This is a genomic window from Oceanibaculum sp. (assembly GCF_022449305.1).
In the GTDB taxonomy this organism is placed as follows: Bacteria; Pseudomonadota; Alphaproteobacteria; order Oceanibaculales; family Oceanibaculaceae; genus Oceanibaculum; species Oceanibaculum indicum.
In genome coordinates this window covers 24,406-40,252 of the sequence record NZ_JAKUSO010000017.1, presented here as the reverse complement: position 1 = coordinate 40,252, position 15,847 = coordinate 24,406, and the positions used below count along the sequence as shown (strand labels likewise).

General features: G+C 65.6%; 15 protein-coding genes. 10 read left to right on the top strand and 5 right to left on the bottom strand.

What is annotated here, in order from left to right; genetic code table 11:
- Positions 1 to 59: 59 nt before the first annotated feature.
- Together ggt and MK313_RS07610 are read right to left on the bottom strand one after the other, a co-directional pair.
- Positions 60 to 1,715 carry a gamma-glutamyltransferase gene (gene ggt, locus MK313_RS07615; protein ID WP_287780710.1) on the bottom strand — a complete coding sequence of 552 codons (1,656 nt, stop codon included), beginning with the start codon at positions 1,713 to 1,715 and terminating at the stop codon, positions 60 to 62.
- A 323-nt stretch (positions 1,716 to 2,038) separates the two neighbouring features.
- Entirely contained in the window at positions 2,039 to 2,932 is an 894-nt protein-coding gene (locus MK313_RS07610; RefSeq protein ID WP_287780709.1) for a LysR family transcriptional regulator, read from the bottom strand.
- A gap of 150 nt (positions 2,933 to 3,082) precedes the next feature.
- Between MK313_RS07610 and MK313_RS07605 the strand changes: the two genes are divergently transcribed.
- Together MK313_RS07605 and MK313_RS07600 are read left to right on the top strand one after the other, a co-directional pair.
- Positions 3,083 to 3,733: a hydrolase gene (locus MK313_RS07605; protein ID WP_287780708.1), complete on the top strand. Its 651-nt coding sequence runs from the start codon at positions 3,083 to 3,085 to the stop codon at positions 3,731 to 3,733.
- A gap of 152 nt (positions 3,734 to 3,885) precedes the next feature.
- Entirely contained in the window at positions 3,886 to 5,661 is a 1,776-nt protein-coding gene (locus MK313_RS07600; RefSeq protein WP_287780707.1) for a monovalent cation:proton antiporter-2 (CPA2) family protein, read from the top strand.
- On the opposite strand, the gene MK313_RS07595 is transcribed toward MK313_RS07600, so the two are convergent.
- Entirely contained in the window at positions 5,658 to 5,798 is a 141-nt protein-coding gene (locus MK313_RS07595) for a hypothetical protein (protein ID WP_287780706.1), read from the bottom strand. The genes MK313_RS07600 and MK313_RS07595 overlap by 4 nt on opposite strands.
- On the opposite strand from MK313_RS07595, the gene MK313_RS07590 reads away from it, so the two are divergent.
- The 7 genes from MK313_RS07590 (at position 5,797) to MK313_RS07560 (ending at position 11,501) form a co-directional block, all read left to right on the top strand.
- Entirely contained in the window at positions 5,797 to 6,087 is a 291-nt protein-coding gene (locus tag MK313_RS07590; RefSeq protein WP_287780705.1) for a metal-sensing transcriptional repressor, read from the top strand. The two genes, MK313_RS07595 and MK313_RS07590, sit on opposite strands and share 2 nt — an antisense overlap.
- A gap of 52 nt (positions 6,088 to 6,139) precedes the next feature.
- On the top strand, positions 6,140 to 7,249 hold the full coding sequence (locus MK313_RS07585) for an S-(hydroxymethyl)glutathione dehydrogenase/class III alcohol dehydrogenase (protein ID WP_287780704.1): 1,110 nt from the start codon (positions 6,140 to 6,142) through the stop codon (positions 7,247 to 7,249).
- A 23-nt stretch (positions 7,250 to 7,272) separates the two neighbouring features.
- Positions 7,273 to 8,109 carry an S-formylglutathione hydrolase gene (fghA, locus tag MK313_RS07580; protein ID WP_287780703.1) on the top strand — a complete coding sequence of 279 codons (837 nt, stop codon included), beginning with the start codon at positions 7,273 to 7,275 and terminating at the stop codon, positions 8,107 to 8,109.
- A 142-nt stretch (positions 8,110 to 8,251) separates the two neighbouring features.
- Positions 8,252 to 9,532 (top strand): NAD(P)/FAD-dependent oxidoreductase, encoded by a 1,281-nt coding sequence (locus MK313_RS07575; RefSeq protein ID WP_287780702.1) that lies wholly within the window; start codon positions 8,252 to 8,254, stop codon positions 9,530 to 9,532.
- A gap of 108 nt (positions 9,533 to 9,640) precedes the next feature.
- Positions 9,641 to 9,979 carry an ArsR/SmtB family transcription factor gene (locus MK313_RS07570; protein WP_287780701.1) on the top strand — a complete coding sequence of 113 codons (339 nt, stop codon included), beginning with the start codon at positions 9,641 to 9,643 and terminating at the stop codon, positions 9,977 to 9,979.
- Positions 9,980 to 10,002: 23 nt separating this feature from the next.
- The gene (gene arsB / locus MK313_RS07565) at positions 10,003 to 11,094 is read left to right on the top strand and encodes an ACR3 family arsenite efflux transporter (protein WP_287780700.1); all 1,092 of its coding nucleotides are present in this window, start codon (positions 10,003 to 10,005) and stop codon (positions 11,092 to 11,094) included.
- Entirely contained in the window at positions 11,091 to 11,501 is a 411-nt protein-coding gene (locus tag MK313_RS07560) for an arsenate reductase ArsC (protein ID WP_287780699.1), read from the top strand. The genes arsB and MK313_RS07560 overlap by 4 nt, the downstream gene beginning before the upstream one ends.
- Here the strand turns inward: MK313_RS07560 and MK313_RS07555 are convergent.
- Complete coding sequence (locus MK313_RS07555; protein WP_287780698.1) at positions 11,498 to 12,034, bottom strand: GNAT family N-acetyltransferase; 537 nt, start codon at positions 12,032 to 12,034, stop codon at positions 11,498 to 11,500. The two genes, MK313_RS07560 and MK313_RS07555, sit on opposite strands and share 4 nt — an antisense overlap.
- A gap of 8 nt (positions 12,035 to 12,042) precedes the next feature.
- Positions 12,043 to 12,615, bottom strand: a complete 573-nt coding sequence (locus MK313_RS07550; protein ID WP_287780697.1) for a helix-turn-helix domain-containing protein — start codon at positions 12,613 to 12,615, stop codon at positions 12,043 to 12,045.
- 169 nt (positions 12,616 to 12,784) lie between these two features.
- Between MK313_RS07550 and MK313_RS07545 the strand changes: the two genes are divergently transcribed.
- Positions 12,785 to 15,835, top strand: coding sequence for an ATP-binding protein (locus tag MK313_RS07545; protein WP_287780696.1), 3,051 nt, complete (start codon positions 12,785 to 12,787; stop codon positions 15,833 to 15,835).
- Positions 15,836 to 15,847: the final 12 nt, after the last annotated feature.

Sequence of the window (15,847 nt, the reverse complement as noted above, 5' to 3'; positions counted from 1 at the left end):
GTGGCGGGATGGGCTGGCGCTTCTCGCAAGTCGGGACGTGAAACCACGCGCCCGGATGGTCAGAGGCGAAACCGAACGCCAGGGCGGGCCAGCCCTCCGCTTTGCGCCATTGCGGTGCCGTCCGCCCGCCAGCAGGCGGCACCTGTCATCATCCCGTCCTTCTCGAAAGCGATGGCGTTCATGCCGCCGCCCGCGGTCTTGACGAGGCGTACCTCCCGGCCCCGCTGCGCCAGATCTCCTCCCATATCCGCGTAGGCCGGTTCCAGTTCGATATGGTGGCCTTCCGTCCAGAGGCGCGGTGCCTCGACGGCCTGCTGCAGGCTCATCCGGTGATCGATCAGGTTGACAATGGCCTGCATCGCCGACGGGAAAATGCGTACCCCGCCCGGTAGGCCCAGTGCGAAGACAGGGCGGTCCTCTTTCAGGATGATTATCGGCGCCATCGCTGTCGGCACCCGTTTGCCAGGGGCGATGGACATCGCCTTACCGGGACGCGGGTCGTAGTTCAGCATGTAGTTATTGGGGATAATGCCGGTGCCGGGCACCATGATGCGCGCACCGAAGAGGCTGTTTATCGTATGTGTCGCGGCGACGATATTCCCGTCCCGGTCGGCCGCCGTGACATGCGTGGTGTCGCGGCTTTCGTGAAGCGAGGGGTGCGGCACCGGCCTTTTCTTCATTCTCTGGAGGCAGGTGCGGGCATAGTCCTTCGAAATGTAGCGTTCGACAGGCACCTCGACGAAATCGGGGTCGCCGGACGCGGTGCGCCGGTCCTCGAAGGCGATGCGGATCACCTCGGCCAGCAGGCCCAGAGACTCCACGCTGCCGAACCCCATGGCGGTGACGTCGAAATTCTCCAGCATGTTCAGCATCTGCACGATGTGCACGCCGGATGAGGCCGGCGGCGGCGGACCGACGATGGTGTGCCCGCGATAGGTGCCGAAGATCGCCTCGCGTTCGATGGCGCTGTAGGAAACAAGGTCTTCCAGCGTCAGGGCACCGGCATCCATACCGCCGGTCTGCAGCCGGTCGATCAGGGCGCGCCCCAGCGCACCGCCATACAGCGCCGATGCGCCTTCCGTCTGCACCTGCCGCAGGCTTTCGGCATAGTCTCCCATCACCATGCGGCTGCCCGGCTCCGCCGGCGTGCCGCCCGGCAGCATCAGCCGTGCAATCTCGGCATCCGCCGCAAGATCGGCCTCATGCTCTTTGATTGCGCCATTCAGATAGTGACTGACAGTGAAACCGCGCCTCGCGGCCTGTATGGCCGGTTCGATCACGTCGGCAAAGGGCAGTTTGCCGTACTTTTCCTGCATCAGGCACCAGCCGCGCAGATTTCCTGGAACGGCGACGGCCGATGGCCCGACGAGATTGCGCCGGTCAAGCGTGTCACTGTATCGCTCGGGAAGGTCGGAAACAGGGGTGAACATCGTCGGGTGCATCGCTGCCCCCGCCGTTGACAGCGCGTCGATCACCACATGGCGGCCGTCACTCAGCCTTATGTGCGAGATCCCGCCACCCGCGATCCCCACCATCATTGGCTCGACAACGGTGAGCGTCAGCAGCGCGGCAACGGCGGCATCGATGGCATTGCCGCCAGCCGCCAGCATCTCGCTGCCCGCCGCGGTGCCGAGCGGCGCGTTCGTCACGACAACGCCAAGGTCACCTGAGGCTGACCGCTTTTCGCAGGTGAAGGGCAATTTTTTGCGGATCAACGGAATCTCCCCGGTTTTCACACGGATTGGGCCCATATCGCATCGGTCTGGCGGCGTACGGCGCATGTGGCCAATCCGCAGGGTCTCTCCTGTATCGAATGCCATCGGTCGCGTTTTGGCTAATACCGTCCGGTCGATAGGGAGCCGAAGCCAGCAACGAGGTTTTGCAGGCCAATGCCATTCAACGCCAGGACTTTAGAGGCTGGGCGTATCGCTGTCCGGTAGATAAATATTCAATGCTGCAATGCGACGTCATCGGATGGGCGAAGGAGGATACGCGGAACCCTGTCAAAGGAAATGGAGCGTTTGGACAGTACGCTATGTTAGCGGTCGAGGCCCCAAATCTCCGGATTGCCGGCCATGTGCTTGATCAGCATCTCGGTCAGGACCCGTATTTTCCGCGCGGGATGCTGGCCGGGCGGACGGACGACATAGGCGCCGGCGGGCGGTGGGGGATAACGTGTCATGATCGGAACGAGGGCGCCGGCGGACACATAGTCATGGATGATGCAGTCGGGCAGCCAGGCAATGCCGAGGCCAGCCGCTGCGGCACCGGCAAGCGCCGTGGCGTTGTCGGCCTTGAACCGGCCCTGCGGCTGCACCGTGACAATCCTGTTTCCATCCTGGAACTGCCAGCTTTCCGTTCCCTGCATCAGCGCCTGGTGGCTTGCCAACTCATCCGGCGTCTGCGGGGCGCCGTTTTTCTCGATATAGTCCGGACTGGCCACAAGCTTGCCATGGATCGGCCCGATGCGCTTTGCGATCAGGTTGGAGTCCTGGAGATAGCCAACCCGGATCGCGCAGTCGAAGCCCTCGGCGATCAGATCGACAAAACGGTCGCTGTAGGCGCTGTGGATATGCAGCCGGGGATGCCGGTGCGCCATCTCGGCAAGCACCGGGGCGAAATGCGTCGGACCGAAGGAAAGCGGCATGGCGATCCGCAGATGGCCGCGCAGATCGCCGGTCGGCAGGATTGTCTCCCGGGCCGTGTCGATCTCCGCACTGGCCCGGGCCGCATGATCCCTGAAGGTAACCCCCGCTTCGGTCAGCGCGGCCCCGCGGGTCGTCCGTGCCAGAAGCTGCACGCCGAGTTCGGCCTCGATCCGGAACAGCCGCCGGCTGACGATCGACTTGGAGAGGCCAAGCCGGCGTGCGGCGGCCGACACACCCCCGGCATCGGCCACAACGACAAAGGTCCGCAGATCGTCCATATCCATACTATGCGTTCCAGTTTTTGCGACACAGCATGCCGCATTATGGCGCTAGCCTGCGAATTAAAGGAACAGCAGAGTGCGGCCCGTTAATGGCGCCGCCCATGGTGCATGTGGCAGACCGCCCCTTCACACAGGCACGACAAGGATGCAGCAATGACCTTCCGCAATGGCCTCGATTCGCTTCTCCGCCCCGAAGATTCGGTCCTCGTTCTGATCGACCACCAGCCTTACCAGCTGACGAACCTGAACAGCCATGACCCGCATATGGTGGTGAACAATTCGACCGCGCTGGCGAAGGCCGCCAAGGCCTTCGGCGTGCCCACCATCCTGACCAGCGTGATCGCCGAGCGCGGTGGCCTGATCTTCCCGCAGATCACCGATGTCTTTCCGGGGCAGGAGGTGATCGACCGGACCTTCATCAACACCTGGGAAGACAAGAAGGTCGTCGATGCGGTCAGGGCGACGGGCCGCAAGCAGCTGATCATCGCCGGCCTGTGGACGGAGGTCTGCGTCGCGATGCCGGTGATCCAGGCTCTCGGCGAAGGCTGGGACGTGACGGTCGTCAACGAAGCGTCGGGGGGCACCGCGGGCGAGGCTCATGAAGTCGCGATCCAGCGCATGATCGGGGCCGGCGCGAACATGATGACCTGGCTGGCGGTGGCGTCGGAGTGGCAGCGCGACTGGGCCCGCACGGAACATGCCGCCGAGCTGACGCAGATCCTGATACAGCATGCCGCCGGCAGCGGCGTCGCCTATCTGTGGGAACAGCAGCTGCTGAACACGCCGGTGCCGGCAAAAGGCTGAACCAGGCCGGGGATGGCGGGTGTTTCGGAAAATGGCCGGCCCTCGCCATCCCTTCCTGCCGGAGAATGCCGGGAAATCGCACGGTCGCCGAACCTGCCGGAATAGGCCATAGTCTCTAACGGTTGCCGGCACAACATTCAGAAGGCAGGTGGATGGCAGAAGCGAGTCTGGGGCAAATCATCGGACCGGCGGTTGTCCTGATGGGGGCGGCTGTTGTCGCCGTGCCCTTGTTCCGGCGGATCGGCCTCGGATCGGTGCTGGGCTATTTCGCCGCCGGCCTGCTGGTCGGCCCCTCGGTGCTGGGCCTGTTCACCGATGCGCAGTCGATCCTGCATTTCTCCGAACTTGGCGTGGTGATGTTCCTGTTCGTGATCGGACTGGAACTGCGCCCGCAAAAGCTCTGGACGATGCGCGGCCAGATCTTCGGGTTGGGCCTTGTCCAGGTTGCCCTCGCCACCGCCGCCCTGGCGCTGACAGGGGCGGCGATCTTCGGCTTTTCCGCTCAGGTGGCCTTTGTCGCCGGGGCGGGTTTCGTCCTGTCCTCGACCGCTGTCATCATGTCGGTGCTGCAGGACCGCGGCGAAATCGCCAGCCTGGAAGGCCAGAAATCGGTCTCGATCCTGCTGTTCGAGGATCTGATGATCGTGCCGCTGCTGGGCGTCGTCGCCTTCCTGTCGCCGCTGGCACAGGGCGAGGCGGGATGGATGGACGCCCTTCTGGCGGTCGGCGCGCTGCTGGCGTTGCTGGGGGTGTCGCACTGGGGGCTGAATCCGTTCTTCGCCCTGCTGGCGCGGGCGCGGACGCGCGAGGTGCTGACCGCTGGTGCGCTGCTGGTGGTTCTGGGGGCGGCGCTGCTGATGGACGCCGTTGGCCTGTCGATGGCGATGGGCGCTTTCCTCGCCGGTGTGATGCTGTCGAGTTCGAGCTACCGCCATCAGATCGAAAGCGATATCGAGCCGTTTCGCGGCCTGCTGATGGGGCTGTTCTTCCTTGCCGTCGGCATGTCGCTCGACCTGTCGGTCGTCGCGGTGGAATGGCAGCTCCTTCTGGCGATGCTGGCGGCCTTCACTGTCGCCAAGGGCATCATGGTCTATGGCGTCGCGCGCGTGTTCGGCAGTTCCAACCATCAGGCGCTGCGCCGGACATCGATGTTCCTGCAAGGCGGCGAATTCGCCTTTGTGCTCTATGCCGCCGCGACCTCCGGCGGCGTGATCGATGCGCGGGAAAATGCGCTGTTCGTCACTGTCGTCATCCTCTCCATGGCGATGACGCCGCTTTTCATGCTCATGGCCGACCGGCTGCTGCGCAGCGAACCCTCCATGGAGGGTGTCGATGTCGCCCGTGACCTGAAGGGGCGCATCCTGATGATCGGCTTCGGCCGCTTCGGCCAGATCGCCTCCCAATTGCTGCTGTCCCGGGGCGTCAGCCTTTCCGTCATCGACCGCGACCCGGACCGGATTCGCGATGCCGGTCGATTCGGCTTCAAGGTCTTCTTCGGCGACGGCACCCGGCTCGACACGCTGCATCATTCCGGTGCCGGCACGGCCGATGCGATCATGGTCTGCATCGATGACCGGAAGGCCGCGTTACAGATCGTGGAGCTGGCGCAGCACGAGTTTCCGCAGGCGAAGCTGCTGGTGCGCAGCTACGATCGTGGCCATTCCATCGATCTCATCCGCGCCGGCGTGGCGTATGAGATCCGGGAGACGGTCGAATCCGCCTATCTGATGGGCGCCGAGGGCCTCCGCGTCCTGGGCTGTGCCGAATCCGAGATCGAGGAGGCCGCGGAGGATATCCGCCAGCGCGATGTCGAACGCCTGTCCGAACAGGTGCAGGGCGACATCATGTCGGGCCTGGACCGGCTGCACAGCAACCAGCCCACACCAGAGCCGCTGAACAAGGCAAAGCCAACGGAACAGGCGGACTAGAACCGCACGGAAACGGAGGCGATGGCGGTCAGCGGCTGGCCCGGATGGGCGATGGACCGGTCGCTGGCTGCGGTTGCCTCAAGCGCCTCACGGCCTATACTATAGGGGAGTATAAGCCACAGGCCTGAGGCATTCATGCCGAACGATCCGGAAGAGAAGAAGCGTGTGCTCGCCCGCGTCCGCCGTATCCGCGGGCAGTGCGAGGCGTTGGAGCGCGCGCTCGATTCCGGCGCTGCGTGCGGGCCGGTGCTGCAGCAGATCGCGGCCGTGCGCGGCGCCATCAACGGGCTCATGGCCGAGGTTCTGGAGGCCTATATCCGCGAGGAGTTTCCCGCGTCCGGGCCCGGTTCCGGGCCTGATACTGGGGAAGGGGCGGATACGCGACAGCACGAGCTTCTCGGCCTCGTCCGCAGTTACCTGAAATGAGAATCGGCGGCACAGACGCCAACGACAACAGCCACCAGATGGAGAGAGCATCATGAAATCCCGCGCCGCCGTCGCCTTCGGTCCCGGAAAGCCGCTGGAGATCGTCGAGATCGATGTCGCCCCGCCACAGAAGGGCGAGGTGCTGATCCAGGTAACCCATACCGGCGTGTGCCATACCGACGCCTTCACCCTGTCGGGCGAGGACCCTGAAGGCCTCTTCCCCTGCGTGCTGGGGCATGAGGGCGCCGGCATCGTGCTGGAGGTCGGCGCGGGCGTCACCTCGGTGAAGCCGGGCGACCATGTGATCCCGCTCTACACCGCCGAATGCGGGAAATGCGAATTCTGCACCTCGGGCAAGACCAATTTGTGCGTCGCCGTGCGCGCGACCCAGGGCAAGGGCGTCATGCCGGACGGCACCACGCGCTTCTCCTACAAGGGCGAGCCGGTCTATCACTATATGGGCTGCACCACCTTCACCGAGTACACCGTGGTGGCCCAGGTGACGCTCACGAAGAACAACCCGGAAGCCAATCACGAGCAGGTCTGCCTGCTGGGCTGCGGCGTGACCACCGGCATCGGCGCGGTGCACAACACCGCCAGGGTGCAGGAAGGCGATTCGGTCGCCGTGTTCGGGCTGGGCGGTATCGGCCTTGCGGTCATCCAGGGCGCCCGCCAGGCGAAGGCGGGGCGGATCATCGCCATCGACACCAATCCGGGCAAGTTCGAGCTGGCAAAGCAGTTCGGCGCTACCGACTGCGTGAATCCGAAGGATCACGACAAACCGATCCAGCAGGTCATCGTCGAGATGACGGGCTGGGGCGTCGATCATTCCTTCGAGTGCATCGGCAATGTGAATGTCATGCGCGCCGCGCTGGAATGCGCGCATCGCGGCTGGGGCCAGTCGGTCATTATCGGTGTTGCCGGTGCGGGGCAGGAAATCTCCACCCGCCCGTTCCAGCTGGTGACCGGGCGGCGCTGGATGGGCACCGCCTTCGGCGGGGTGAAGGGCCGCAGCCAGCTGCCCGGCATGGTCGAGGACGCGATGAAGGGCAAGATCGAGCTGGCGCCCTTCGTCACCCACACCATGGAACTGGACCGGATCAACGAGGCCTTCGACCTGATGCATGAGGGCAAGTCGATCCGCTCCGTCGTCCATTACTGACCGGCGGCGCACAAGGAAGCGACATGGAACTTACCGAGAGTAACCGCGCCTTTGGCGGCACGCAGCAGGTCTGGCGGCACGAGTCCCGCACGCTTGGCTGTGCGATGAATATCGCCGTCTATGTACCCCCTCATGCCGAGGGGGCGCGGCTGCCCGTGATCTACTGGCTGTCGGGCCTGACCTGCACCGAGCAGAATTTCATCACCAAGGCCGGCGCGCAGCGCTATGCGGCGGAACAGGGGGTGGTTCTGGTGGCGCCGGACACCAGCCCGCGCGGCGGCGATGTTGCGGATGATCCGGCCTATGATCTGGGCAAGGGGGCGGGGTTCTACCTGAACGCCACGCAGGCTCCCTGGTCGCCCCATTACCGGATGTACGACTATATCGTTGAGGAGCTGCCGGCGCTGATCGAGGCGCATTTCCCGGTCGATGACCGGCGCGGCATCATGGGGCATTCGATGGGCGGGCTTGGCGCGTTGGTCATCGCGCTGCGCAATCCGGGGCGTTACAAGGCGGTCTCTGCCTTCGCGCCGATCGTGGCCCCGTCGCGTGTGCCCTGGGGCCGCAAGGCGTTCACTGCCTATCTGGGCGAGGATGAGTCCGCCTGGGCCGCCTATGACGCGACGGCCTTGCTGGAAGGGGTGCGGGAGCGGCTGCCGATCCTGATCGACCAGGGTGATGCTGACGATTTTCTGGAGAAGCAGCTGAAGCCGGAGATTTTCGAGGCAGAGGCGGCGCGCGTCGGCCATCCGCTGGAGCTGCGGATGCAGCCCGGCTATGGCCACAGCTACTACTTCATCGCCAGCTTCATCGGCGACCATATCGCCCATCATGCGAAGGCCCTGAACCCAAAGCCCTAAACGGAGGCTAATTCATGCGCCCATGACGGGACGGGCATTGCGCAGGTGCGAAAGCCGGCGCAGACTTCGCGGTATCGGGCATGCGTTCTGCATTGCCTGTCCCATCCTGCCAGATGATGCCCCGAACCCGAGAGGTCCCGTCATGAGCGCCCGTCCCGACATGCCCTATTGGTGGGAAGAAGCCGAACCCGCGGCGGCATCAACAGGGACGCTGCCGGCCAGGGCCGATGTCGTGGTGGTCGGCGGCGGCTATGCCGGCATGGGGGCGGCGATCCCGCTGGCGCGGGCGGGCCGCGATGTCGTGGTGCTGGAACGTGACCGCCCGGGCGATGGCGCGTCCAGCCGCAATGGCGGCATCACCAGCGGCAATATCCGGCATTCCTTTTCCAGCCTCATCTCGAAATACGGGCTGGAGAAGGCGAAGGCCATCTATGCCGAGGGCGTGGCGGCCCGCGAGGAACTCTACGCCTTCATTGAGGCGGAGAAGCTGGATTGCGATTTCCAGCCGACCGGCCGCTTCACCGGGGCGATGCGGCCGGAAATCCTGGACACGATGAAGCGGGAAATGGCGCTGCTGCACGAGCATATCGGCGTCGAGCCGGTGATCGTCGAGCGCCAGGACATGCAGGATGAGATCGGCTCCGACCTCTATCATGGCGGCGTGCGCCGCGCCGATATCGGCGGCGTCCATCCGGCGAAGCTGCACCGCGCTCTGCGGGGCGTTGCCGAGGCGGCCGGGGCCGCGATCCATAGCGGCGTCGGCGTTACCAACATCCGCCGTACCGGTACCTCCTTCGAGGTGACGACTCCGAAGGGCAAGATCCAGGCGGCGCATGTCATCGTCGCCACCAATGGCTATACCGACAAGGGGCTGCCCTGGCTGCGCCGCCGCCTCGTGCCGGTGATTTCCGAGATGATCGCGACGGAACCGCTCAGCCCGAACCTGATGCAGAAGCTGATGCCGAAGCGCCAGATGCATGGCGAGACACGGCAACTGGGCTATTACTACCGGCCCTCGCCCGATGGCACGCGCATCCTGCTGGGCGGCCGTCGCTACGCCAGCGACACGGCGGAGGCGCGTGAGCGGCTGCGTCAGGGGCTGATCGAAATCTTCCCGGAACTGGACACTGTGAAGCTGACGCATCACTGGGGCGGCTTCGTTGCCTTCCCGATGGACCAGCTGCCGAAACTGACGGTGCAGGACGGCATCGTCTATGCCGCCGGATTCTGCGGTTCCGGCGTCGTGTGGGCGCGCTGGATGGGCATGAAGGCGGCCGCCCTTGTGCTGGAGCGGGACGAGCCCTCGGCCTTCTACAGCGACGCCTTCCGGCGCATCCCCTTCTACAATGGCAAGCCCTGGTTCCTGCCGGTGATGATGAACTGGTACAAGCTGAAGGACCGGCTGACCGGCACAATGAAGTAGTTGCCATCGGTGCGGGCTGCCTTCCGGGTGCCGCGCGGCAGCATTGACGGGTACACTCTCAGCCTTTATGTATCGTCAATCGACGATAAACGAAGATGAGGTTGCGGCATGACTACGCTGCTGGCCCCGCGGCCCGATGCGGGCTTTGACAAAGATGACGAGGCCGTGGCGGCTATCGCCAAGGCGCTTGGCCATCCGGCGCGTATCCACATCGTCCGTGTGCTGCTGGCAAAGCAATCCTGCATCGGCTGCGACATTGTCGATGAGGTCGGGCTGGCCCAGTCCACCGTGTCGGAGCATCTGCGCATCCTGAAGGCCGCCGGGATCATCACCGGCCAGATCGAGCATCCGCGCGTCTGCTATTCGCTGAACCCGGACAGCCTCACCCCGCTGGCCGCCCTGCTTGCCGCCCTCTCCGGGGCGGACGGCTCCGCACCCTGCTGCTGATCCGGCAATCGAGGTATCCCGCCATGTCGCTCTTCGACCGTTACCTCTCGCTCTGGGTTGCCTTGTGCATCCTCGCCGGAATCGTGCTCGGCAGCGTCTGGCCGGGCCTGTTCCAGACCGTCGCCGGCTGGGAGTACGCCTCGGTCAATCTGGCCGTCGGCGTGCTGATCTGGGCGATGGTCTATCCGATGATGGTGGCGGTGGATTTCGCCAGCCTGCGGCACATCCACAGGCGACCCAAGGGTCTGGTCATCACGGTCGTGGTGAACTGGCTGATCAAGCCTTTCACCATGGCGGCGCTGGGCGTGCTGTTCTTCGAATTCCTGTTCACCGACCTGATCGACCCTGCGGATGCCGGCCAGTATATCGCCGGGCTCATCCTGCTGGGGGCGGCACCCTGCACGGCGATGGTGTTTATCTGGTCGCAGCTGACACGTGGTGATCCCAATTACACGCTGGTCCAGGTGTCGCTGAACGACATCATCATGATCTTTGCCTTCGCGCCGATCGTGGCGCTGCTGCTGGGCGTCACCGATTTGCAGGTGCCGTGGGAGACGCTGCTGCTCTCCGTCCTGCTCTATGTCGTGATTCCGTTGGCCGCCGGGGCGGCAACGCGCGCGGCGCTGGTCGGCAAGGCCAATAACGGTAGTGGCGGTGAAGTGCGGGTCGCCCGCTTCATCGCGGCGGTAAAGCCCTTCTCGATCCTGGGCCTGCTGGCGACGGTGGTGCTGCTGTTTGGCTTCCAGGGGCATGTCATCCTCGACAAGCCGCTGCTGATCGGGCTGATCGCCGTGCCGCTGCTGATCCAGTCCTACGGCATCTTCGCCATCGCCTATGTCGCCGCCTGGGCATGGCGGGTGCCGCACAATATCGCGGCACCCTGCGCCCTGATCGGCACCTCGAACTTCTTCGAGCTGGCGGTCGCCGTGGCCATCGGCCTGTTCGGCCTCAATTCCGGGGCGGCGCTGGTCACTGTCGTCGGCGTGCTGGTGGAGGTGCCGGTGATGCTGTCGCTGGTCGCCTTCGCCAACCGGACGAAGCGGCATTTTCCCGACACGGCGGACGCTGCGAACGACAGCACCCAACCGCTGCACCCCCAGGAGGCCCGGCGATGAACATCCTGTTCCTGTGTGTCGCAAATTCCGCCCGTAGCCAGATGGCCGAAGGCCTGGCCCGCGACCTGTTCGGCAGCCGGGCGAGGGTGATGAGCGCCGGCTCCGCCCCGTCGCGCGTCAACCCCTATGCCATCGAGGCGATGGCCGAGCTGGGCATCGATATCACCGGCCAGCACTCGAAATCGGTTGATGGCATTGATCCGGAAGGGCTCGACCTCGTCATCACGCTCTGCGCCGAGGAGGTCTGCCCGGTCCTGCCCGGCCGGGTGCAGCGGTTGCACTGGCCGATTGCCGACCCGGCCTCGACCGATCCCGCGCTGACGCCGGAGGATTTCCGCGCGCGCTTCCGCATGGCGCGCGACGAGATCCGCGCCCGGCTGGAAAGCCTGAAGCTCAATCCGGCCTAAAGCCGCTTGTACATGATCGTGGTCGCGTCCAGCCGGTCGATGGCGACGTCGCGGGAATAGTCTGGAACGATGCCGGCTGTCTGGTATCCCAGCGAGGTGTAGAGCGGTTCCGCCTTGTCGCCGGTCCGCGTGTCCAGGGTGATGAGGCTGCGGCCGCGCGCGCGCGTCTCTACCTCCAGCGCCAGCATCAGGGACCGCGCGATGCCAAGGCGCCGGCAATCGGGATGCACGATCAGCTTGTTCACCTCCGCCCGGTGCGGCTGGTTCGGCGGCGTGTCGAGATTGAGCTGTACCGATCCGGCAAGGCGTCCCTCGTGCCGGGCGATGAACAGGATGCGGCTGCCATCGGCCAGGCCGGGCTGTACCTTGCGCCGCCAGAAGGCCTCGCTGTCCGCCAGCCCAAAGGGCTGTATGAAGCTGATGCTGGCCCCGGCGCTGACGCAGGCATGCAGCAGCGCGGTCAGTTCGCCGAGGCTGCCGGCGAAAGCCTCGGCCGGAAGGATGGAGATATCGGTCTGCGCGGTGGCCAGCATGATTGCCCTCACAGGATGAAGATCAGATAGCGCGCGCCCTGCCGGGCGGGCGTGGAGAAGACGCTTTCGCCGAACAGCTGGTAGCGCAGGCAGTCGCCCGGCCGCAGCGCATGGGTGCGCCCTCCGACCGTCACCTCCAGCGCGCCGTCCAGCAGCACCAGATGATGCTCCAGCCCCGGACGGGGCGGTCGGGGATAGTCGATGCGCGCACCGGGATCGAGCGTGCCTTCCAGCACCTCGCCGGCCAGCGCCTGCGCCGGTGGCGAGACGGAGCGGCGGTGGAACCCGCTGTCGGGATCGTGCCAGACCGGCTGCGCCGCGCGCGGCAGCAACGGGGTGAATTCCGCTTCCACCAGATGCATCAGGCGCGACAGCGTCATGCCATAGGCCGCGCAGAGCTGGCCCAGTACCTTGGCGGTCGGGCTGACCTCCGCCTTTTCCAGCCGCGACAGGGTGGCGCGGCTGACGCCGCTGCGCTCCGCCAGCTCGTCCAGCGTCCAGCGGCGCTCGCCCCGCAGTGCGCGCAGGCGCTGGGCCAGCCGGTCATCGATGGAGGTGTCTTCGAGGAGTGCTTGTTCCATAAAGGAGAAAATTTCCCATATATGGGATTTCGTCAAGTGAAGATTGACGGGCGTTGCTTGCTGCGATTTTAGTTAAAACCAATCCTTTGATGGTCGCGGCGAAACCGCATCGCCTCCTGACGGCGCCAAGGTGCCGACCGGGCAGACAGCTGAAGAGAGGTCGAGGAGCATGCGGATCGCGCCGGCTGCGCTTTTGGCCTGTTATCTGGCGGTGGCGGCAGGGGCCGTCGGCTTTGCTGCCTACAGTGTCCACGAAGAGCAGGCACGCGTTGCCGAAAGGATCGAGGAACAGGCGCTGCGCGTGCGGGGCCGTGTCGATTACATGGTCGGCACGGCGAAAGTCCTGGTCGAGCTGATGCAGAAGCTGGCCATCGATTACCGAATCAACCGGCCCGACTTCGCCCCGCCCAGCGACCTTTATCTTGCCCTGACCGAGGAGCCGGACGGGCGCTACCATCTCGACATGCCGTCGCGCGGCATAATTCCGCTGGAGATCGGCAACCTGACCGGCCTTGGCGGGCTGCAAGGGCGGGGCGATGCCTTTCTGGCCGAGGTCGAGATGGCGTTGTCGCTGCATACGGTGTTCCGGCTGGCGACCGAGCGGCTGCCGAATATTCCGTGGATCTATTACGTCTCGGCCAGACGGTTCGAGTTCGTCTATCCATGGGTCCCGTCGGCGGAACTGACCTATGCCGACGAGGATCTGGAGGAGCCCTATTTCCAGCTTGGCACGCCGGCCCTCAACCCCTGGGGCGCCGAATATTTCACGCCGGTCTATGAGGATGATGGCGGCCGGGGACCGGTCACCACCATCGGTCGCCCGGTCTATATAGACGAACGCTTCGAGGGGATCGTCGCGGTCGATATCACGCTGGATCATCTGCTGCGGCTGCTGAATGGTTTCCCGGTCGAGTATGGCTATCTCAACCTGGTGGAGCGTGATGGCACGCGCTTCTGGTATGACGACCGCCCGCCTGCCCCCGGGGCGACGCGCTATGACCTGACCCGCGCACCCTGGAGCTTGGAGCTGACGCCGCCGCCCGGCGGTCAGTTTGCGCTGGCGCTGCGCGGCAGCGCCATGCCCATCGCCTCCTCGGTCCTGATGCTGCTGATGCTGGTTGCGTTCGAATGGCGCCGACGCGTCGCCCAGAAGATCGAGGCACAGCGCCAGGCCCTGGCGGATGCCAATGCCGAGCTGCAGGTGGCGCGCCGGCAGGCCGAGGCGGCGACCGAGGCGAAGTCCAATTTCCTGGCCTCGATGAGCCACGAAATCCGCACACCGATGAATGGCGTCATGTCGATGGCCGAACTGCTGGACCAGACACCGCTGACCGACGAGCAGCGCGGGATGAGCGCGATCATAAGGCAATCCTCGGCGGCGCTGCTTGGCATCATCAACGACATTCTCGACTTCTCGAAGATCGAGGCCGGCAAGCTGGACATCGAGATGCTGACCATCGACCTGTCGGAGATCGTCGAGGATGTCGGCGACCTGCTGGCGCTGCGGGCGGAGGAGAAGGGGCTGCACCTCATCGTGGATATCGATCCGTGCCTGCCGGGGCGGCTGCAGGGTGACCCGACGCGGCTGCGGCAGATCCTGCTCAATCTCGGCGGTAATGCGGTGAAGTTCACCGAAGAAGGCCATGTGACGCTGCGCGTGTCGTTGCCCGATACGGCAAAGCCGACGGCGGGCGCGACCCTGCCGGTCCGGCTGGAGGTCATCGACAGCGGCATCGGGCTGACCCCGGAGCAGCAGGGCCGGCTGTTCCAGCCCTTCATGCAGGCCGATAGTTCGACCGCGCGGAAGTTTGGCGGCACCGGCCTTGGGCTGTCGATCTCGCACCGCCTGACCGAGATGATGGGCGGCCGCATCGGCGTGGACAGCGAGGCCGGCAAGGGATCGACCTTCTGGGTAGAGCTGCCGATGGCGGTCATGGATGAGGCGGGTATCCGCCCGGAGGCCGACATCGCCGATGCGCGGCTGGCGCTGGTCGGCGTGCCGGCGCCGCTGGCCGATGCCATCGCCGGCTATATGCGCTTCGCCGGGGCAGCCGCGCCGTCGGTCTGGCCGGATGGCGCCACGGCGCTGGCGGCGCTTTCCGCTTCCGGTACGCCGTCGCATCTGGTCCTGATCGAGGCAGCACTGCCGGACATGCCGGGGCTGGCACTGGCGCGCGATCTGCGCACAAGGTTGGGCGGGGATGGCCCGAAGCTGGCGCTGCTCGCCTCGCGTCGGCTGTTCTCGACCATTTCCGAGGCAGAGCGGCGAGGGCTGCTGGTCACGCTGCTGCATCCGATGCGCCGCGCGCGGCTGTGGAATGCGATCGCCGCCGCGATGGGCCGCGCGGCATTGCTGACACGGGGCCAGTTGCTGGCTGGAACGGAAGAACTGGAACCGCCCGGGCTGGAGGAGGCGCGGTCAGCGCAGGCGCTGATCCTGGTCGCGGAGGATAATCCGACGAACCAGATCGTCATCGGCCGGCATCTGACGCGGCTCGGCTACGCGCATGAGGTCGCGGCGAATGGCCGGCTGGCGCTCGACCGGCTGGAGGCGGAAACCGGTTACGGTCTGTTGCTGACCGATTTCCACATGCCGGAGATGGATGGTTTCGAGCTGACCGCCGCGATCCGCGCGCAGGAGGAGCCGGATACGGCGCGCCTGCCCATCGTGGCCCTGACCGCCGATGCGCTGGCCGGCACCGAACAGCAATGCTTCGAGGCCGGCATGGACGGCTATCTGACGAAGCCGATCAACAGCGCGGCGCTGGCGCGGGTACTCGAAGAGATGCTGCCGCAGGCCCAGTCGCTGCGCCGGCCGAAGAGCGCCGCGTCAGAGCAACCTGCGCCTGCAGCGCCGAAAGCGCCGGCGGCCGATCCCGACATCCTGTCACTCGACCAGCTGGGGGAAAGCTTCGGGGCCATCGATGCGGAGGCCATCGCTTTCCTGCGCCGCTTCGCCGAGGATGTGCCGGCGCGCCTCGCCCGGCTGGAGGCGGCGCTTCGGGCCGGCGATGCGGCAGCGGCCCGGCACGAGGCGCATGCGCTGAATGGCTCGGCCCTGTCCATCGGCGCGGTGCGGCTGGGGCAGACGGCATCGGACCTGCAGGATGTGCTGGATGCCGGCGATCTGGACACGGCGGAACTGCTGGCCTCGACCCTGCCGGACAGCGCCGCCGAATTCAGCGCCGCCGTGGATGGCCTTGGGAAGAGCTTGGGATGAACATGTCAGGGA